15 protein-coding genes are annotated in these 19,716 nt (G+C 61.9%); 12 read left to right on the top strand and 3 right to left on the bottom strand.

Annotated elements, in window-relative coordinates:
- Window positions 1-8: 8 nt before the first annotated feature.
- The 9 genes from tssH to K6T12_RS10725 all read left to right on the top strand — a co-directional run bounded on the left by tssH (window position 9) and on the right by K6T12_RS10725 (window position 12,577).
- Window positions 9-2,615 carry a type VI secretion system ATPase TssH gene (gene tssH, locus K6T12_RS10765; RefSeq protein WP_222222311.1) on the top strand — a complete coding sequence of 869 codons (2,607 nt, stop codon included), beginning with the start codon at window positions 9-11 and terminating at the stop codon, window positions 2,613-2,615.
- Between the two features lie 24 nt (window positions 2,616-2,639).
- On the top strand, window positions 2,640-3,359 hold the full coding sequence (locus K6T12_RS10760) for a substrate-binding periplasmic protein (RefSeq protein ID WP_222222309.1): 720 nt from the start codon (window positions 2,640-2,642) through the stop codon (window positions 3,357-3,359).
- A gap of 2 nt (window positions 3,360-3,361) precedes the next feature.
- On the top strand, window positions 3,362-4,285 hold the full coding sequence (locus K6T12_RS10755) for an FHA domain-containing protein (protein WP_222222307.1): 924 nt from the start codon (window positions 3,362-3,364) through the stop codon (window positions 4,283-4,285).
- Window positions 4,282-4,779 (top strand): type VI secretion system lipoprotein TssJ, encoded by a 498-nt coding sequence (tssJ, locus tag K6T12_RS10750; protein ID WP_222222305.1) that lies wholly within the window; start codon window positions 4,282-4,284, stop codon window positions 4,777-4,779. The genes K6T12_RS10755 and tssJ overlap by 4 nt, the downstream gene beginning before the upstream one ends.
- Entirely contained in the window at window positions 4,764-6,116 is a 1,353-nt protein-coding gene (tssK, locus tag K6T12_RS10745; protein ID WP_315853597.1) for a type VI secretion system baseplate subunit TssK, read from the top strand. The genes tssJ and tssK overlap by 16 nt, the downstream gene beginning before the upstream one ends.
- Before the next feature lie 6 nt (window positions 6,117-6,122).
- Window positions 6,123-7,319 carry a type IVB secretion system protein IcmH/DotU gene (gene icmH / locus K6T12_RS10740; RefSeq protein WP_222222301.1) on the top strand — a complete coding sequence of 399 codons (1,197 nt, stop codon included), beginning with the start codon at window positions 6,123-6,125 and terminating at the stop codon, window positions 7,317-7,319.
- Window positions 7,320-7,336: 17 nt separating this feature from the next.
- A complete protein-coding gene (tssM, locus tag K6T12_RS10735) occupies window positions 7,337-10,825 on the top strand; it encodes a type VI secretion system membrane subunit TssM (protein ID WP_222222299.1) in 3,489 nt (1,162 codons plus the stop codon).
- A gap of 1 nt (window position 10,826) precedes the next feature.
- Window positions 10,827-11,594, top strand: coding sequence for a protein kinase domain-containing protein (locus K6T12_RS10730; protein ID WP_222222297.1), 768 nt, complete (start codon window positions 10,827-10,829; stop codon window positions 11,592-11,594).
- Between the two features lie 242 nt (window positions 11,595-11,836).
- Window positions 11,837-12,577 carry a response regulator transcription factor gene (locus K6T12_RS10725; protein WP_222222295.1) on the top strand — a complete coding sequence of 247 codons (741 nt, stop codon included), beginning with the start codon at window positions 11,837-11,839 and terminating at the stop codon, window positions 12,575-12,577.
- 347 nt (window positions 12,578-12,924) lie between these two features.
- Here K6T12_RS10725 and K6T12_RS10720 read toward each other — a convergent pair whose 3' ends face one another.
- From K6T12_RS10720 to zwf, 3 genes are read right to left on the bottom strand one after another with little or no spacing between them, the layout of a single operon-like run.
- On the bottom strand, window positions 12,925-13,581 hold the full coding sequence (locus tag K6T12_RS10720; RefSeq protein ID WP_315853595.1) for a bifunctional 4-hydroxy-2-oxoglutarate aldolase/2-dehydro-3-deoxy-phosphogluconate aldolase: 657 nt from the start codon (window positions 13,579-13,581) through the stop codon (window positions 12,925-12,927).
- Window positions 13,582-13,624: 43 nt separating this feature from the next.
- On the bottom strand, window positions 13,625-14,335 hold the full coding sequence (pgl, locus tag K6T12_RS10715) for a 6-phosphogluconolactonase (protein WP_222222293.1): 711 nt from the start codon (window positions 14,333-14,335) through the stop codon (window positions 13,625-13,627).
- Window positions 14,322-15,788, bottom strand: coding sequence for a glucose-6-phosphate dehydrogenase (gene zwf / locus K6T12_RS10710; protein ID WP_222222291.1), 1,467 nt, complete (start codon window positions 15,786-15,788; stop codon window positions 14,322-14,324). The genes pgl and zwf overlap by 14 nt, the downstream gene beginning before the upstream one ends.
- A 240-nt stretch (window positions 15,789-16,028) precedes the next feature.
- Here zwf and K6T12_RS10705 point away from each other — a divergent pair, with 240 nt between their 5' ends.
- The 3 genes from K6T12_RS10705 (at window position 16,029) to K6T12_RS10695 (ending at window position 19,180) form a co-directional block, all read left to right on the top strand.
- Window positions 16,029-16,886, top strand: coding sequence for a MurR/RpiR family transcriptional regulator (locus K6T12_RS10705; protein ID WP_315853594.1), 858 nt, complete (start codon window positions 16,029-16,031; stop codon window positions 16,884-16,886).
- 118 nt (window positions 16,887-17,004) lie between these two features.
- Complete coding sequence (locus tag K6T12_RS10700; RefSeq protein WP_222222289.1) at window positions 17,005-17,748, top strand: response regulator; 744 nt, start codon at window positions 17,005-17,007, stop codon at window positions 17,746-17,748.
- Window positions 17,726-19,180: an ATP-binding protein gene (locus K6T12_RS10695; RefSeq protein WP_222222287.1), complete on the top strand. Its 1,455-nt coding sequence runs from the start codon at window positions 17,726-17,728 to the stop codon at window positions 19,178-19,180. Before K6T12_RS10700 ends, K6T12_RS10695 begins: the two co-directional genes overlap by 23 nt.
- Window positions 19,181-19,716: the final 536 nt, after the last annotated feature.

The raw sequence follows: 19,716 nt of genomic DNA, 5'->3' as shown, positions 1-19,716 counted from the left end.
ACAACGTCATGTCGCAGGTAAAGCTGAGCAATCTGGTAGGAAAACTGGAGACGGGGCTGAGAGAAGCTCTGGAGCAGGCGGCCGGTGCGGCCATGAACCAGCAGGTGCCGGCCATCGAGGTGGAGCACTGGCTGGTACAGATCCTCAATGGCAAGGATGCGCACATGGCGCAGTTGCTGGAGCAGCAGCAGATCGATCAGCAGGGCCTGCTGGCGGAACTGACCGCCCGGCTTGAGCGGCTGCCGAAAGGCTCGGAAGGGCAGCCGACGCTGAGCAAGAACCTCAGCGACCTGATCGAATCCGCCTGGCTGCTGGCCTCGGTCAACTTCAACCAGTCGCAGATCCTGAGCCTGCACCTGGTACTGTCGCTGCTGCAGCCGGATGCGTTCGGCATCCGTACGCTGACGCTGAAGGCGCTGGAAAACGTGTCGCTGGAAGCGCTGCAGGCGCAGATCGCCAAGCTGAAGGTTGCGGGTGCGGCACTGGCGACAGCTGGCGGCAGCCCGGCGGCGGCTATGCCTGTTGAGGGGGGCGCGCTGGACAAGTACACCGTCAACCTGACCGAGCAGGCCCGCGACGGACGGATCGACCCGATCTCCGGCCGTAACAGCGAAGTCCGCAAGGCAATCGATATCCTCTGCCGTAAGCGTCAGAACAACCCGATCCTGGTCGGCGAGCCCGGTGTCGGCAAGACCGCGGTGGTCGAAGGGCTGGCGCTGCGCGTGGTGGCCGGCGAGGTACCGGCGGCGCTGCAGGGGGTGGAGATCCACTCGCTGGATCTCGGTCTGTTGCAGGCCGGTGCCAGCATCAAGGGGGAGTTCGAAAACCGTCTGAAAGATGTGATCAACGAGGTGAAAAACTCGCCGACGCCGATCGTGGTGTTTATCGACGAGGCTCACACCCTGATCGGTGCCGGCGGTACCGCCGGCCAGAACGATGCCGCCAACCTGCTGAAGCCGGCGCTGGCGCGCGGCGAGTTCAAGTCGATCGCCGCCACCACCTGGGCCGAGTACAAGAAATATTTTGAAAAGGACCCGGCGCTGACCCGCCGTTTCCAGGTGGTCAAGGTCGAGGAGCCCTGCGCCGAGGATGCGATCCAGATGCTGCGCGGCGTGGCCGAATCGCTGAGCCTGCACCACGGGGTGTTCATCCGCGAGGATGCGATCGATGCGGCGGTGAACCTGTCGATCCGTTACCTGCCGTCACGCCAGCTGCCGGATAAGGCGATCAGCCTGCTGGATACCGCCTGTGCGCGGATCGCGCTGACCCAGGGGGCCAAGCCCGAGGCGGTGGAACAGCTGGAGCAGAAGATCCGTTACCTCAACAGCGAGCTGGCGGCGCAGCAGACCGAACAGGCGGTGTTTATCGTCGGCGCCGAAGTGATCAGCGCGCTGAAGGAGCGTATCCAGCTGCTGGAAACCGAACTGGGCACCCTGAACCAGCGTTGGCAGCGAGAGCAGGCACTGGTCGAACGGGTCCGTGAATTGAAGGAGGCGTTGCGCCAGGGCTACAGCGAAGGCCAGGTGGATGCTGGCAAGCAGGCCGAGCTGCTGGCGCTGATGGATGAGCTGCAGGATATCCAGCAGGATCAGCCGCTGGTGCATGCGCTGGTCGATCAGCAGGCGATCGCCACGGTGATCTCCAACTGGACCGGCATTCCGGCCGGCAGCCTGGTGCGTGACGAGGTCGCCAAGCTGCTCACCCTGGAGCAGGAGCTGCACAATCGGGTGATCGGCCAGGACGCCGCGATCAGTGAACTGGCCAAGAGCATCCGGATCTCCCGTGCCGGGCTGACCGACAGCCGCAAACCGGTGGGGGTGTTCCTGATGTGCGGTCCCAGTGGCGTCGGTAAAACCGAAACCGCGATGGCGCTGGCCGACCAGGTGTTCGGTGGCGGTGACAACCTGACCGTGATCAACATGACTGAGTTCAAGGAGGAGCACAAGATCTCCATGCTGCTCGGTTCGCCGGCCGGTTACGTCGGTTTTGGCGAGGGCGGCGTGCTGACCGAGGCGATCCGCCGCAACCCCTACTCGGTGCTGCTGCTGGACGAGATGGAGAAGGCCCACCCCGGTGTGCACGACCTGTTCTACCAGATCTTCGACAAGGGTCATATCAAGGACAGCGAAGGGCGTACGGTCGATTTCCGCAACACCATCATCATCATGACCTCCAACGCCGCCGACCAGGCGATCTGCGATGTCTGCGAGGAGTCCGGCGTACGGCCGGACAATGCGGAGCTGGTGGAGCGGATCCGGCCGGAACTGCAGCGCTTCTTCAAGCCGGCGTTCCTGGGCCGGGCGACCATTGTGCCGTACTATCCGCTGAACGATGACGAACTCAAGCAGATCACCGAGATCAGCCTGAACCGGATTCGCAGCAAGCTGGCCGACCAGTACGGTGCCAGCTTCGAATGGGACGAGGCGCTGGTGGCGTTCGTGGTCAACCGCAATACCGACCCGACCACCGGTGGCCGCGCGGTGGAGCAGATCATCAACCGTTCGCTGATGCCGCGCCTGGCGGAGCAGTGCATCACCCGGCTCAGTGAGGGGCTGGCGGTATCCGAGGTTCGGGTCAGCGCCGAGAATGGTGACATTGTGCTGACGATCAACTGATGACCGGGCTGAAAAGACGGCTTAATGAAAAACAAAACAATTAACAACGGTCTGCTGGCATTGGCGGCCGGCTGGGTGCTGACACTGTCGGCACCCGCCGCCCAGGCGGTGGAACGACTGAAGCTGGCCACCCAGCACTGGCCGCCCTATCAGACGCTCGAAGAGGGCCGTATGGGCGGTGTCGCGGTGGAGCGGGTGCAGTGTGCCTTGCGGCGGATGGGGCAGCCGTACGAGCTGCACATGATGCGCTGGGACAAGGCGCAGCTGCTGGTGGAAACCAACCAGATGCACGGCTTCTTTGCCGGCTCCGCCAATTCCGTGCGGGCGCGCTATGCCGAGCCGTCGATTCCGGTTGTCACGTTGGCGCTTACCTGGTTTGTCGCCCCGGGCGTGACCCTGGACCTGGCGGATGAGTCGGCCAAGTACCAGGCCCGCTACAGTGCCAAGTTCAACACCAGCAAATGGCTGTTCCTGAAAAAGAACGGCTACAACGTGGTGAAAAAGCCGCGCGATGCCGATGCCTTGCTGCAGATGCTGTGGCAGGGCGATGTGGATGTGGCGCTGGAATATGAGCAGGTGTTCGAGTATTCGATGAAGAAACTCGGTATCCCGACCGATTATTTCCGCCGCGTTGCCGATCGCCGACGGGATCAGAACGTTCATTTCTCCAAGGAATTTCTGAAGCAGAACCCGAACTTCCTGGGCGCCTTCAACCAGGCCCTGGAACGCTGCATAAAGAGTTGACTATGACGATTAATTTACAACTGGTCGAAGTGCCCGAGAACGAGCAGATCGTCAATCGCCAGGTCTCGCTGCCCGATAGCGGCGGTACCATCGGCCGGGCGTATGACTGCACCCTGCAGCTGCCGGATTTCAACCGCCAGCTGTCCCGCGTGCACGCGGAGATCGTTCGGGACCCGCGCGGCGGCTATCAGGTGACCGACCGCAGCACCAATGGCCTGCTGCTAAACGGCCAGTTGCTCGGTCGCGGGCGTCATCTGCCGGTCAGTGACGGCGATATCCTGACGATGGGGGGCTATACGCTGCTGATCAGCGATATGTCGTCGCTGTTCGCCACCAGGCCCGAGTCCGCCTCCGAACCGGAGGTGCCGGCCGGTCGCCGTGAACCGGTATTCAACCTTGATGATCTGGAGGCCGATGACCTGGGCTGGCCACTGGATGACGAGGCCTCGAAACCCGCGGCGCCTGACAGCGCGTCTATGTTCTCGGCCGAAAACGTGATGGCCGACGACCGGTTCGGCCATGACCCCTTCGATGACGAATTAGAGATGAAGCCGCCGGGCAGCGGCGCCCGTGCCGACGTGGTCACGCTGGACCAGCCGGAACAGCTGGACAACAGCCAGCGGGTTATCAGGGATAGCCTGGCCAAGCTGACCCAACTGGTAGAACAGCAACAGCGGATGCAGGCGGAACCCTATGGCCACGACAAGCTGATGGACTGCCTGCAGCGGACCCTGGATCGGTTCCTGGAGGAGCTGAGCCCCGGCCATCTGGAAGAGATATTCAGCGACTACACCGGCGGTTGGGGCAGCAAGGAGAAGAAGTACTGGCGGCTCTATCGCAAGCAGTTCAACCGCAAACTGGATCGCAAGGAGTTCCATCACCGGTTCACCGCGTTGTTCGTCGAAGAGATGCGGGGTAAGGGATGAAACGACTGATACTGTTGTCGGCAGCGCTCTGGCTGCTGTTGTCGGGCTGTTCGTCGCAGCAAACCTCGCCCACCATGACCTACAAACTGCCGATTACCGTCCAGATTGACGCAGAGGTCAATCCATACGGTGACGGCGAATCGCACCCGATCGTGCTGCGGCTCTATCAGCTGACCGAGAACGGCGCTTTCCAGAACGCCCCGTTCATCGACCTGTTCAAGAAAGACCGTCAACTGCTCGGTGGCTCGCTGGTGGATGTGCTGTACCTGGAGCCGCAACTGCCGGGGCAAACGCAGCAGATGGAATTCGATATTCAACAGCAGACGCGCTATCTCGCCGTGTTGGCCGAGTTTGCCGATTACGGCAACGCCAGCGGCAAGTCATTGGTACAGCTGGGCCAGGATCCGCAATCGGAGCCGATGATAATCAGCGTCAGCGGGCTGCGGGTTTCCATTGACAGGGAACCGGCCAAGCCTTGGTGGAAAATTTTCTGAAGGGGAATCCCGTGAGACGGCATCGCAAAGTAGTCTGGAGCGAGGGGATGTTCATCGCTCCGCAGCATTTTCAACAGCAGGACCGCCATGTGCACCACTACGTGGAACAGTATGTGGCGGCAGCGGGGCACGGCAAACGCTATGGCCTGAGTGAACTGCAGATCGACCGTGAACGGCTCAAAATCGGCAAGATCGCCGTGACCGGCTGTAGGGGGATCTTTCCCGACGGTACCTTCTTCGAGTGTGACCGCGAGCTGATGCTGGAGGTGCCGGAAACCACGCTTGAGAAGAAGATCTACCTGGCGCTGCCGATGGCGGTCGAAGGGGAGGTCGAATACGGCGAACAGGGTGAAAACCGGCGTTATGTGCAGGACCAGGTGACGCTGTTCGACACCAGCGAGGCCGGCAACAACGGCGTCGAGACCCGAGTCGCCCAGGCCAATGTCCGGCTGCTGATCGAAGGAGACGATATCACCGGTCTGACCGTGATGCCGTTCGCCCGGGTGCTGGAACGACGCGAGAGCGGAGCGCTGGTGCTGGATCAGGGCTTTATTCCCGCCTGTATCCAGTATGGCGCCTCCTCGCAGATCACCGAGCGGCTGAAGGAGCTGCAGGTGCTGATCGAAACGCGGGCCAACATGGTGGTTCAGCGGATCGAGGCCGGTCAGGAGCGCAAGAGCGAACAGACCCTGCTGCGCGAATACCTCTGGCTGCAGACGCTGAACCGCTGGGTCCCCTGGTTCAGCGCCACGCTGGAGAATCCGGCCATCCCGACCGATGAGGTCTATCTGCAGCTGGCAACGCTGTCCGCCGAACTGTGCAGTTTCGTGCCGGCGGTGGCCCAGTCGGCAGCACCGTTGCACAGCCACGAGATGCATGCCGCGTTCAACCCGCTGTTCTCCCGCTTGCGCGATCAGCTGTCGCTGGTGCAGAGCGACAGCGTGCTGGAATACGTCTGGGATGACCAGCTGTTCGAAAAGCGTCGTCTACTACGCGCGGCGGTGCCGGATATCTACGCGATGGACAACCATCGCTTCGTGCTCTGTGTCGAGTCCAGCATTGGTGCCTCGGCACTGGCGCAACTGTTCCCAAGCGCCTGCAAGCTGTGCGGCCTGAGCCAGATCGCCGAACTGGTGCGCAATAGCCTGTCAGGGGTCACCCTGAAGGCGCTGCCGGTAGCGCCGACCGAGCTCAAGCCGCGTGCCGACGTGGCCTATATCGAGATCGATACCCACCATCCGTACTGGCTGGAGCTGGTCGAGAAGCGTGAGCCGCTGGCGCTGCATGTGGATGGTCGTATCCCTGATCTGAACGTCAAGCTCTATGCGCTGGGGTAAACGCTGATGGCGATGGATTATCTGGATGAAGCCACGGTCGAGGTGGCGCAGCCGACAGGGAACCGGGATGATGCCGGCCAGTCGCGTGCCCTGCTGCTGGCCGGCGCAGCACCGCTGAAAAATCAGCAGCGCAACCTGCACGAGTTGCAGCAGTTCGCCAGCTACGATAACCAACTGCTCAATGCCGGTGCCGAACTGTTGTCGCTTTGCGTGACGGTGTCGCGGATGCCGCAGCCGGACGATTTGCACCGTTTCCGCCATGGGCTGATTAGCTCGATCAGCGAGCTGAAGCAGCGCATCGCTGCGCTCGACTATCCGCCGTCGGTGGCGGACAAGACCTGCTTTTTGTTCTGCATCGTGCTGGACGAGATGATCCTGCACAGTGAATGGGGCGAAAGCTGTGGCTGGGAGAACCAGACCCTGCTCAGCGAGCTGTTCGGCGTGCGCGACGGCGGTGAGCAGTTTTACCGGGTGGCCGACAAGGCACTGAGCCAGCCGAATCTGCTGATCGACCTGCTGGAGCTGATCTACCTGTTCCTGAAGGTCGGTTTCCGCGGCCAGTACCACCTGAGCGGGCGTGAGCGCCTGGATGCGCTCTATCACCAGATTGAATCCGTGGTGTTGACCAATCGGCCGCGGGTGCCGTTTACCACCGTTACCCCGGTCGAGCTAAGCAAAGTGCGCAAGCCCGGCCGACCGGCCCATTTCGGCCGCCAGGCTTTGCTGTTTTTCGCTGGCGTGGCGCTTTCCTGGGGCGCTGCCTCCTACTGGTACCAGAACAGCTACGATCAGCGGGCGCGGGATTTCCTCGGCCTACCCGAATTCAGTAAGCAGTACCTTGACGTGCCCGAAGAGGAGGAGGTCGTCTACGTCAGCACGCCTGAGGAGATGGCACGGGCCGCCCGCGCGTATGGTCGACCGGCGCCTGCCGGGCAGAGCGCGCCCCAGCCCGCGACGTCCGCTGTCGGCGCACCGGCGCAAGGTCAGCCCAATTGGATCGTACAGCTGGCGACCTTCGACCAGCAGGCGCTCGCAGACCGTTTTCTTGCCGAGAACGATCTGCATCAGTTGGGGGCTCGGGTGGAGCCTTGGAACAATCTTTACCGGGTGTTGATCCCGGCTGGTGACCGTCAGCAGGCCAAACGCTTGGCGGAGCAGGCCCGGGGGATGGGTATACGTGATGCGTTCATTATTTCTAAATGATAAGGCGGGTATGTCGGATGGAGTCTCCTAAGCTGGCTGTCTGGCCTTTTATTCTATTGGCATTGTTACTGGGTGGCCTGTGCTGGGGCGCAGCCTGGCTGCTGGAATGGTGGCACTGGAACACGCCAGCGGTGGCGGCGATCAGTGGCCTGTTGTCGCTGCTGAGTGGTGTGTTGCTGGGTTGGCTGGGCTGGTTTTTGCGCCGCCGCCAGCTGCTGAACCGGCCCAGCGAAGCCGAGGTTGCCGAAAAACAGCAGCGCCAGTTCCGGCAGCGCCTGCTGCTGGCGAATTTTGAAAAGGCCTGGCGCCACCAGAGTCGCGGTGGTCGCGGACCCTACGATACCCCCTGGTATTTCCTGGTTGACGAGCAGTTGGAGGCTGATCGCGTACTGCTGCAGCAGATGGGATTCGAACAGATCGTCTCCGAATCCATCGGCGATGATCAGACGATGCCGGTCAGCTTCTGGATCAGCGATCATGCGGTGCTGGTGGCGCTGCATACCGGCTTTGGCCCGGATGTCTTTACCCCCTGTCTGGCAGCGCTGCTGAAACGGTTGAAAAGCCAACGTCCGCGCCAGGCCGCCAATGGCGTGATGCTGGCGCTGCCGGTGGCCAAGTTGTTGGAGAGCGGTCACGACCTTCTGGAACAGACCGCCAAGCGGCAGCGGCTGTTGCTGCAGCAGCTCAACCAGTCGCTGGGGCTGGATCTGCCGATCTACTCGCTGTTTACCGGGATGGGCCGGCTGAAGGACTTCTGCCAGTATTTCGCCACCTTCGACGACCAGCGGCTGGAGGAGCCACTGGGCGCGATGATGCCGGTGGCGGCCAAGCCGGGCTACGATACGGGCTGGTTCCTCGACTCGTTCGACCGCATGCTGGCCAACCTGGCGGCCCAGGTCACCCCAGCACTGAAGGCCCAGCTGAGCGCCGAGTACCGTGATTCCATCCTGGCGGGCCCTTACCAGTTCGGCCTGCTGCGTGCCGAGCTGGAGGATTATTTCCGGCAGCTGTTTCTGGACAATCAGTTCGAGGAGCGGCCGCTGAATTTTCGCGGCTATTTCTTCACCAATGCCGATGCCCAGGCAATGCCGGTTGACCGGTTGACCATGTTGCTGGCTTCCCGGCTGGGGCTGTCCGGCTTGCCGGCTGAATCGGAAACGACAGTCGGCCGCAGCCTGTTCGCCAAGCAACTGCTGCGTCGCGGCATTCTGCCCGAAGCAGCCTTGGTGGGAGTCAACCGCCGCCGGGAGGGGCTCTACAATGGCCTGCGGATCGCCTATACCGGCGGACTGAGCCTGCTGTTCCTGCTGTTCCTCTGGTTGCTGAAGGCAAACTTCGACTACTACCAGCGGCTGGACCGTCAGGCGGTGGTTCAGCTGGACAGCTACAAGCAGAAGCTGCTGGCCAGCAAGCCCAACCCTGACGATCTGACAGCGTCGATCTTCGGCCTGTCGGACCTGCGCGACATCAGTCGGATCTATGACCAGTCCACGCCCTGGTACGTGCTCTCCTGGCTGCCCGATCCCGGTATCGGTCGGGCGGTCGAGGGCGCCTATCAGCAGGAGCTGGAAGGGGTGCTGTTGATCGCGTTGCGGGATTACCTGGTGAAGGACCTGTACGTATTCAACAAGCTCGACGACAAGGTGCATAGCCTGGAGCTGTATAACCTGCACCAGATGCTTTATGACCCGCAGCGCGATCAGCTCGAACCGCTGGTCGATTACTATGTGGAATCCCTGCAGCAGGAGGGTGAGGGGGATGTGGCAACCCTGGAGCGTTTCCGCCTGCTGATCCGTGATCTGCTGAAACCGGGCGTGGTGCCGCCGCCGGAGGACGATCCGCTGATCGAATTGGTCCGTGCATCGCTCAGCTCGGAAGATCTCGGCGACCTGCTTTATCAGCATATCCTGCAGCAGCCGGCGTTCAGCCGCCGGGTCGATATGCGCAGCCAGCTGGGGCAGAACTATCGCCAGGTGTACGCTTTTAGTGATGGTTTTGGTGGCTATCTGGTGCCCTATATCTTCACCCGTGAAGGCTTTCAGGAGCTGATGACCGGTACCGGTTTCGAACTGGCGCGCGAGGCGCTCAAGGATTACGAGGGGGTGGTGGGCCGGATCAGTAACGAGACTGAGCTGAGCCGGGTCAATCGCAAGCTGAAACGGCGCTATATCGAAGATTACATCGGTTACTGGCAGCGGTTGGCCAGCAATGTTCACTGGCAGCCGACCAGCGACTGGGGCGATACCCGTCAACAGCTGGAGGTGGCCGCCGAGCCGCTGTTCTCGCCGGTCAAGCGTTTCTACAACTTGGTCAGCTACCACACCGACCTGGCCGCGGCGTTGAACGAAACGACTGGCGGAGAGGAGGCGGCCAAGAAGAAGGCGCCCAAGGTTAAAGGCAAGCTGGGCGGCGTGGCCAAGAAAGCCCAGGGGCCGCTGGAAGAGCAGCGTGCCAAGGAGCAGCAACGCAAGCTGGAGGAGCAACGCCAGAGTGCACTGAAGATGGCGGACGCGATCGCCCAGCCGTTCGTGCCTTATCATCGATTGATCCAGCTGGATGACGCTGGCCGGAGCAACCTGGATGTCGCTTTGCGCCAGATCAGCCAGACGTTGGAGTGGGTCAAGCAGGCGACGATCAGCAAAGCGCGCGGTCGGTTCTTCCTGGATCAGCTGGTGGCTGCCGAAAGCGTCAGTCCGCTGGCCCAGATGCAGACCCTGGCGCAATCCTACCGTGACGAATTGTTGCGCGACCTGCTGCAGGGCAGTGCCGAACAGCTGAACCAGCTGGCGCTGAACGATGTTCGCCAGCTGCTGAACAAGCACTGGTCGCGCGATGTATTGGGTTATTACAGCAGCCAGATCAAGCCGTTCTACCCGTTTGAGCACCAGGCACGACTGGATGTCGGGTTGAAGGCGTTCAAGGAGTTTTTCGGTCCGCAGGGGTTGGCTGCCTCCTTCAGCGACAGTTTCCTGAGCTATTTCAACGTGCAGGAAAACAGTGATCCGGTGCTGAACAGCTTCCTGCCGGGACGTTACCTGGCGTTGGACGAGCGCTTCTGGAATGCGATGGAGGAACTGTCGCGGATCCGTAAGACCTTCTTCACCGCCGACAATGTCGGTCTGCAGTTCTCGCTGCGGGCGCAGGGGATGAGTGCCGGGATGACCGAGTTCTCGCTGCGTAGCGAAGGTCCGCTGTACGTCTATCGCAATGGTCCCGCGCTCTGGAGCCAGATGAGCTGGCCGATTCCCGATAGCCAGTCCCGGCAGATCGAGATGAAATTGAAAGGCGGCGACCATGTGGTGGCCCACCAGACCTATCCGGGTATCTGGAGCTGGTTCCGGTTGGCTGAGGCGCTTAATGGCGCGCTGACACCGGGCAGTAGCACCAGCTACCTGGTTGCCGGTTCGGAAGAGCAGGTGGCAAGATTGCAGATCCGGGTGGAGGGCGATACCAACCCGTTCGTGGCCGGCTTCTTCGCCAACCTGGATCTGCCGGAGCAGCTCTGAGTTGACCGAACCGGTCAGTGCGTTCTGGCATCGGCTGCCGGTGGCCGGGGAGTACCAAGGTACTGCCGAGGCCATCGGCGAAAACCTGTGGCGGCAACGTCACCGGGCCAGTGGGCGCTGGCACCGCTTCAAGGTCGCCAGCGGCGACCGACGCCGTTATTTCCTGACTAACGAAGCCCGTTGGCTGCAACGGTTGACGGGGCTGCCACTGGCCCGCTGTCACGGCCTGTACGATAGCGGTACTGAGCTGGTGCTGGTGACCGACCATCTGCCTGGCGAGACGCTGGCTGCGTTGATCCGTAACCGGGGCGCCTGCTTTGGCGGCCATCAGCAGCTGCTCCGGCAGCTGTTCGAGGCGCTGGCGAGTTGCCATCGCCAGGGAGCCGTACATGGCGATCTGAAACCCGGCAATCTGCTGTTCGACGGGCAAGCGCTCTATCTGCTCGACCTCGCCAGCGCCGCCTCCTGCGGGACTAGGATCGCCAGTCTGCCGTACCGTTCCTACAGTCCCTCCTATTCGCTACCTGGCCAGCAACAGGGTTGGGGCGTTATCGATCCGTTGATGGACTGGTACGCCTACCTGGTGATATTGCGACTGACCCTCGGCGGTGATCTGGCCCGCCCGGATTGGCAAACCGTTGAACCGGCAAGTCGATGTTTCGCCGGTTGGATAGCCCGCAGCGACCTGCTGCCCGGGATGCGCCAGCGGCTAGCAGATGCGATGCGTCTGCTGGACCGTCAAAAGCATCTGCTGACGAACTGTGTTTGACCGCCCGAGGTCAGATTTCGAGGTGCCTGGCGTGGGGCGAGGTCCGGGCCCTTATCTATAATACTCCCAGCTCATTGCGTCCCAGATCACAGAGATAATGGTGCGCCAATTGTGTGATTTGTAATCAAAATGGAACTGGAAGTGTAACATTTAGTTAAGTTGCTGGATTATTGGCGGCAGACGATTAAAATCCAGCGGGAATTGATCACTCAAAATCATTGCACGGCCGAATAATAACAATCATGAATCATTCACCCTGTTTCTATAAAGATAGCCAGGTCCTGGTGGTAGAGGGCGATCAGACCGCCGCCAATGGGTTGGCTAACTATCTGGTGGAGCAGGGCTGGGTGGTCTCTGAGGCCCACACCGGCATGTCCGCCCTGGCGATGGTACAGCAGCAGCCATTCGATCTGGTGATTCTCAATCTGCAGTTGCCCGATACCGATGGTCACTACCTGTGCCGGGAGATCCGCGCCTGCTGTTCGGCCGGGGTGATCGTGACCAGTGCCTGTAACGATGACGTTGAACGTATTGTCAGTTACGAAAGCGGCGCCGATGTGTTCTTCCCCAAGCCGCTGTCGCTACGTGAGTTGCACGCCTGCGGCAAGAATATCCTGGCACGACTGAATCGCCAGGGGCCCGGCGTGCAGCAGGTTGCCAGCCGTTGCCTGTATGCCAATGAGTACTGGCACTTCAACGAGGAGACCCAGGTACTCGGCAACATCCACGGCGGCGTGGTCAACCTGACGCGCAACGAATCCGTGGTGTTGCAGACGTTGATCGCCAATGCCGAGCGGGTGATGCCGCGGGACGAGTTGCTGAAGGCGCTCGGCAATCGCGAGTGGAGCTACAGCGACCGAACCATCGATGTGCTGATCGCCCGCCTGCGCAGCAAGTTCAAATCGCTGGGAATTGATACCGGCTGCCTGGTTACCCAGTACGGTATCGGCTACATGTTTATGGAGCTGGCGCCAGCGACTTAGCATAAGTCAACAGACTCCGAAGATATGTCACCCTTAGCCGCATGCTGGCTTTAAAGCGGTGTTTGACAGGCGTATTGAACGGGCACTGCTTTCAATTCTGTTGCGCTTGGTTTTATTTGAAAATCGTTCTGTTCACTGTATCAGTTAATTACCATTGGCCGGGTGGTGGTTGATTCTTGAGCGATTGCTTTGTTTTTTTAAATTAATGACGGATCGTCATATTCTGCTGGCTATAATTGGGGCGGCTTTCTATAAATTCAAAAATTTGCTTGGTTCCAGACAAAAAAGCCCGCCAGTAGGCGGGCAAGGTCGTCTTTTGTTTCTGATTTTGGACGTCGCCGCGTCGCTCAGCGGACTGCCTGTAACGTCTGCTGGGCCAGGCGGGTGATGGCCGGCCAGTCGCCTGCGGCGACCAGTTCGGCCGGGGTCAGCCAGGTGCCGCCGACGCACATCACGTTATCCAGCGCCAGGTATTCCGCGGCGCTGTGGGCGCGGATGCCGCCGGTGGGGCAGAAGCGGATATCGGCGAACGGCCCCTGCAGAGCCTTGAGGGCGTTGACGCCGCCGGCGATCTCGGCCGGGAAAAACTTGAAGCGCCGGTAGCCGCGGGCGATCCCCTCCATCATCTCGGAGACGGTATGGATGCCGGGCAGCAACGGAACTTCGGCGCCGCTGCCGTAGTCCAGCAACTCGGCAGTGGCGCCGGGGCTGACAATAAAACTGGCGCCGGCGTCGCAGGCCGCCCGGTACTGCTCGCCATTCAATACGGTACCGGCACCGATGCGGGCCTCCGGCAGCGCCCGGGCGATTGCCTCGATGGCATCCAGCGCGGCGTCCGAGCGCAGGGTGATCTCCAGCACCGGCAGGCCGCCGGCGACCAGGGCTTCGGCCAGCGGCAGGGCGTCCTCGACCCGCTCGATGGTCAGTACCGGGATTACCGGCGCCAGGGCGCAGAGATCGTCGATCTGGGCGGTGGTTTGGGGTGGCAGCATAGTGTCTGTCATGTGATGTCCTGATATGCGGTTAACGGGTGGTGCCTGCTGTTGCTCAGGGCGCCCAGTACAGGGTTAGCGGCTGCTGTAGGAACAGTCGGATCGGCATCTCAGCTACCTCGTCGCCGGCCAAAGCACGGGCCAGGGTTTCCAGTTTGTCCTCACCGGTCAGGTGAAGGACCCGCTGCCTGCTCGCCAGCAGCCGCTGGGCGGTAAGCGTCATCCGTTCGTGCGGTGCGGTGCCGGGGATAACCGCTGCACAGTGGCGCTCACTGTCCAGCGCCTGTTGCAGCTGCTCGGCGCAGGGGAACAGCGAGGCGGTATGGCCGTCGTTACCCATGCCGAGAATTGCCAGGTCCAGTGGCTGTTTAACGTGCTCCAGCCGGCGGTTGCAGGCCTCGACCGACTCGGCGGCGCTGCCGTCCGGCTGCCAGAGACCGACAAAGCGGGCCGCGGCAGCCTGGTTCTGCAGCAGGTGTTGGCGCACCAGCCGTTCATTGCTGTCTGGCTGGTCTGGGCTCAGCCAGCGATCGTCGACCAGGGTGACCTGTACCCGTTGCCAGTCCAGCGGGCTCTGGCTCAGCCGTTCGAACAGGGCGATCGGGGTGCGGCCGCCGGATACCGCCAGCGCTGCCTGCTGGTCCTGCTTGATCGCCTGTTCAAGCTGTTGGCTGATGTCGGTTGCCAGGGCTTCGGTCAGCGTGGCGCGGTCCCGGAAGGCACGCAGTTCCAGCTGCGCCGGCAGATTCAGTTCATTCGGATTCATGCCGGCTCCAGCCCTGTTCGGCGATCAGTTTGTCCGCACTGTCCGGCCCCCAGCTACCGGCCGGGTAGGGTTCGGGCGGGTTTGGTTGTTGTTGCCAATGGGCCAGCAGGCGGTCGCACCACTGCCAGGCATGTTCGATCTCGTCGCGGCGCACGAACAGCGACTGGTTGCCGTGGATCACCTCCAGCAGCAGCCGCTCGTAGGCGTCGGCAATACGCCGGCTGCCGAAGGCTTCGGCAAAGTTCAGCTGCATCGGGTCGTTGCGCAGCGCCATGTCGCGGTCCAGTCCCTGGTGTTTGCTGAACAGGTTCAGCGCGATCCCTTCGTTGGGTTGAATGCGGATGATCAGGCGGTTGTCGCCAGCGACCGGGTCGGCGGCGAACAGCGCATCCGGTTGCGGTTTGAAGTGCACCACGATCTGCGAGCACTTGGCCGGCAGCCGCTTGCCGGTACGCAGGAAGAATGGCGTATCCTGCCAGCGCGGATTGTCGATCTCCACCTTGAGTGCCACGAAGCTCTCGGTGCGGCTGGCGGTATTGGCGCCGTCCTCCTCCAGGTAACCGGGTACAGGCTGATTGTCGATCTCGCCGGCGCTGTACTGGCCGCGCACTACATGAGTGTTCAGCAACGCGCCTTCGAGCGGCTTCAGTGACTTCAGCAGGGCAACCTTGGCGTCGCGCACCGCATCGGCATCCAGCGAGGCCGGGGGATCCATGGCGGTCAGTGTCAGCAGCTGCAGCAGGTGGTTCTGCACCATATCGCGCAGCTGGCCGGCGTCGTCGAAATAGCCCCAGCGACCTTCGATACCTACTTTTTCGGCCACCGTGATCTCGACGTGGGAGATATGGCGGCTGTTCCACTGGCTGCTGAAGATCGGGTTGGCGAAACGCAGCGCAATCAGGTTCTGCACCGTCTCCTTGCCCAGGTAGTGATCGATCCGGTAGATCTGGGATTCGTCGAAGAAACCGGCTACCTGGTCGTTGACCTCGGCCGAGGAGGGCCGGTCATGGCCGATCGGTTTCTCCAGTACCACCCGGCAGCGCTCGTGCAGGCAGTTGGCTTCGGCCAGCGCCTGGCTGATCGGCCCGTACAGCGAGGCCGGAGTGGCGTAATAGAAGATGCAGTGGCGTTTGTGGTCCAGCCGACTGGCCAGCGCCTTGAAACCGGCCGGGTCGTTGAAATCGAGCTGCAGGAACGACAGCCGCTGCAGGAAGCGGGCGCTGCAGGCGGTGTCCAACTCTGCTTCCGGTACAAAGCGCTGCAGGCTGGCGGCGCAGATATCGCGGAAACCGCCGTCATCCAAGGCGGTACGGGCCAGGCCCAGAATACGGCAGTCATCGGGCAGCAAGCCGGCGCGCTCCAGTTGGTAGATGGCGGGGAGCAGCTTGCGCTGGGCCAGGTCGCCCAGCACGCCGAAGAAAACAATATCACTGGAGGAGTCAGCCGGAGCCATCTTGGAAACCCTTTTATGTCGTTATCTAACCTAAGTTCTGGCAATCTTAGAGCGCCTTGTCGCGATGGTCAATGCAATATATTTGGAAAATTACTACATATCAGTCAATTTAGATTCCTTGGATGTGTTGCCGTCACGGTGCTGAAGCCGTTCGACCCGGTTGGCAGTGCGGCAAAACGAGCGGTATAGTGGCTGCCAGGGATGGAAATGTAGTTAATTAACCACGGCGAAGTGCTTTCAATGTCAAACAGTATGAACCTGCTGGACCAGATCCGTCAGCGGCTGGATTCGCTCAATAAATCGGAACGCAAGGTGGCGGAGGTGATTCTGCGGGATCCCAAGTCGGCAACCCGGCTGAGTATCGCGGCGTTGGCGCAGGCGTCCACGGTCAGCGAGCCGACGGTCAACCGGTTCTGCCGTAACTTCGATACCGCCGGTTATCCCGACTTCAAGATCCAACTGGCGCAGAGCCTGGCGGGTGGCATGCCGTACGTCAGCCGCAACGTCGAGCAGGACGACAGCACCGAGGAGTACACCGACAAGATCTTTACCGCCACCATCGCGGCGCTGGATTCCTCCCGCAAGGGCGTCAATCCGGCGCTGGTGACCCAGGCGGTGGACTACCTGATCCAGGCCAAGCAGATCGCGTTTTTCGGGCTGGGCGCGTCCGGGCCGGTGGCGATGGATGCCCAGCACAAGTTCTTCCGCTTCAATCTGCCGGTGACCGCCTATGACGACGTACTGATGATGCGGATGGTGGCGGCGGCGGCGCGCACCGGTGATGTGCTGGTGGTGATCTCCTATACCGGCCGCACCCGCGAGCTGGTCGAGATCGCCCGCATCGGCCGCGAGAGTGGCGCCACGGTGATCGGCATCACCGCCGAGGGCTCGCCGCTGGCGCAGGAGTGCACGGTGCTGCTGGCCGCGCCGACGCCGGAAGATACCGACGTCTATATGCCGATGACCTCGCGAATCGTCCAGCTGACGCTGTTGGACGTGCTGGCCACCGGGGTAACCCTGAGGCGTGGGGTCGATTTTCACACCCACCTCAAGAAGATCAAGGACAGCCTTCAGGCAACCCGCTACCCCACCGAGTAGCCACCGGATGCCGCAACATAGGGGAGGGCCTTCCCCGACAACCTGCCGGAGCTTTTCAGGCTAGGTCCGACAGGCAGCTATGCACCGCATAACAATAAAACAGAAGTGCAACAGGCTTATGTGCAATCGAAAACAGATCATCGTCGTTGACGATGACCTCGAGATCCGGGAATTGCTGACCCGATATCTGGAAAACAACCGCTTCCAGGTCACCGCGCTGGAGCGGGGCGAAGCGTTGATCCAGCTGCTGCAGCAGGGCCAGAGTGCCGATCTGGTGGTGCTGGATATCATGCTGCCGGGCGCCGACGGCTTCGAGATCTGCCGCCAGCTGCGCACCTTCTCCCAGGTGCCGGTGATCATGCTGACTGCCAACTCCGACGAGATGGATCGGGTGGTCGGTCTGGAGCTGGGCGCCGACGACTACCTCGCCAAGCCGTTCAATCCGCGCGAGCTGCTGGCCCGTATCCGGGCGATCCTGCGCCGCACCGAAGCGGCGCCGCCCAGCGGCAGCGAAGGGGCGCGCCGCTACTGTCGCTTTGCCGGTTTCGAGCTGGATACCGCCAACCGCCGGCTGCGTGATGCCGACGGGGCGATCGTCAGCCTGTCGGGTGCCGACTACAACCTGCTGACCCTGTTTCTAGGCCGGGTGGGTGAAATCCTCAGCCGTGAGTTGATCGCCGAACAGACCCGCGGCCGCGACAACCTGCCAATGGACCGCTTCGTCGATGTCCATGTCAGCCGGTTGCGTCAGCGGCTGGGCGACGACGCCCGCAGGCCGACGCTGATCAAGACCGTGCGCGGCAAAGGCTATGTGCTGACCTCAACCCTCGAGCAGAGTGATGAATCGATTTTTCCGGCCTGACGGATTGCGACCGCGATCGCTTTCCGGCCGTATCCTGTGGGTGCTGGCGTTGGGGGTGATCCTGGCGCAGTTGATCTCCGGCGCCATCTGGTGGGCCCAGTGGCGCGCCGATAGCGAATTGCGGGTGCGCGAGGTCTCCCGCCATATGGCGTTCAGGGTGGCATCGACGGTGCAGTTTTTCACCTCGCTGCCCAACGCCTACCGCCATGTGGTGCTCGACCAGCTGCGGGACATGGGTGGCACCCGTTTCTTCGTCACCCTGAACCGCGAATTTATCCAGGTTAACGATCTGCCCGACTCGATGCTCAAACAGGCGGTGCTGGACGAATTTCACCGTGCGCTGGAGCGCCAGTTGGGAGTGCAGCCGGAGCGGGTGCATATTGCTTTCTCCTGGCCGGATGACCTGCACGTGCTGAACAACGAGACCCTGCTGGCCGACCTGCCGGCGCGCTGGGCCGACCTGAGCCTGCTGGTGCGGCCGATTGATACGCCGATCCTGGTGATCCAGCTACCGATCAACGACAAGGAGTGGCTCTACCTGGCCACGCTGATGCCGGATGCGGAGTTCCTCGACAGCAGTTCACCGCTGTCGCCGGAGCGGCTGATATCGCTGCTGATATCGCTGCTGACGGTGATGCTGTTCGGGGTGCTGATCGTGCGGATGCTGGTGCAGCCATTGCGCAATCTGGCGAAGGCGGTGATGCAGTTTGGCCAGGGCGAACTGACCCCACTTCCGGAGAAGGGGCCGCAGGAGGTGGTGGCCGCCGCCCGCGCCTTTAACGGGATGCAGACCCGTATCCAGCGCTACCTGGATGATCGCGAACGGCTGTTCGCATCGATCTCGCATGACTTGAAAACACCGATCACCCGGCTGCGGCTGCGCGCCGAGATGTTGGAGGACGACGCCGCGCGTGAGGCGTTCAGTCGCGACCTGGAAGATCTGGACCTGATGGTCAAAGGCGCACTGCAGAGCGTCAAGGAGACCGATATCCATGAGAACCGGGTCGAGGTGGATCTGTGGCGAATGCTGGAGCGTATGCGTGAAAGTGCCGCGCTGGCGCAGATGTCGATCAGCCTGGCGGGCGAGCAGCAGTACCCCTATGTCGGCAAGCCGCTGGCGCTGAAGCGCTGTATCGGCAACCTGCTGGACAACGCGCTCTACTACGGCGTCAGCGCCAGCGTGACGCTGCTCGACAGCCCGGAGGCGCTGCGCATCCTGATTCGCGATCAGGGCCCCGGCATCCCCGACGATAAGCTGGACCGGGTGTTCCAGCCCTATACCCGGCTGACGCCGGACCACTCCGGCCATCCCGGCATGGGGCTGGGGCTGTCGATCTCGCGCAATATCGCCCGTGCCCACGGCGGCGAAATCAGCCTGCGCAACCATCCGGACGGCGGTCTGGAGGTGGAGCTGCTGCTGCCTCGATCTTGATCTGGTCTCGGTGCTGTCTTTCTATCTGTTCATATTGTCGCCCACGGAGTGGGCTGCTACGAAACGCGCAATCCTGTAGCAGCCCACTCCGTGGGCGATATATCCGGGCTACGTGAGTTCTGTCGCGGTCGGAGCACGCTGCTACGGGGGCCGAGCTTCGTAGCAGCACGCTCCGAGGGCGATATATCCGGGCTACGTGAGCCCTGTCGCGGTCGGAGCCCGCTGCTACGGGGGCCGAGCTTCGTAGCAGCACGCTCCGAGGGCGATCTATCCGGGCTACGTGAGCCCTGTCGCGGTCGGAGCACGCTGCTACGAGGGGCTGAGCTTCGTAGCAGCACGCTCCGAGGGTAATATATCCGGGCTACGTGAGCCCTGTCGCGGTCGGAGCCCGCTGCTACAGGGGGCTGTTCTTTGTAGATACCATCTCTCGATTCCGGCCACAACGGCCTTTTACGGCAGTTGTGGTTGGAATTCTTGCTGGTTTTTCACCACACCGAAACAGATGTGTACCAGCTTGCGCATGGCGGCGCCCAGCG

It is taken from the genome of Marinobacterium arenosum, assembly GCF_019795155.1.
GTDB classification, from domain to species: Bacteria; Pseudomonadota; Gammaproteobacteria; order Pseudomonadales; family Balneatricaceae; genus Marinobacterium_C; species Marinobacterium_C arenosum.
The sequence above is the reverse complement of the archived record's forward strand: the minus strand, read 5'-3'. Positions and strand labels throughout refer to the sequence as shown.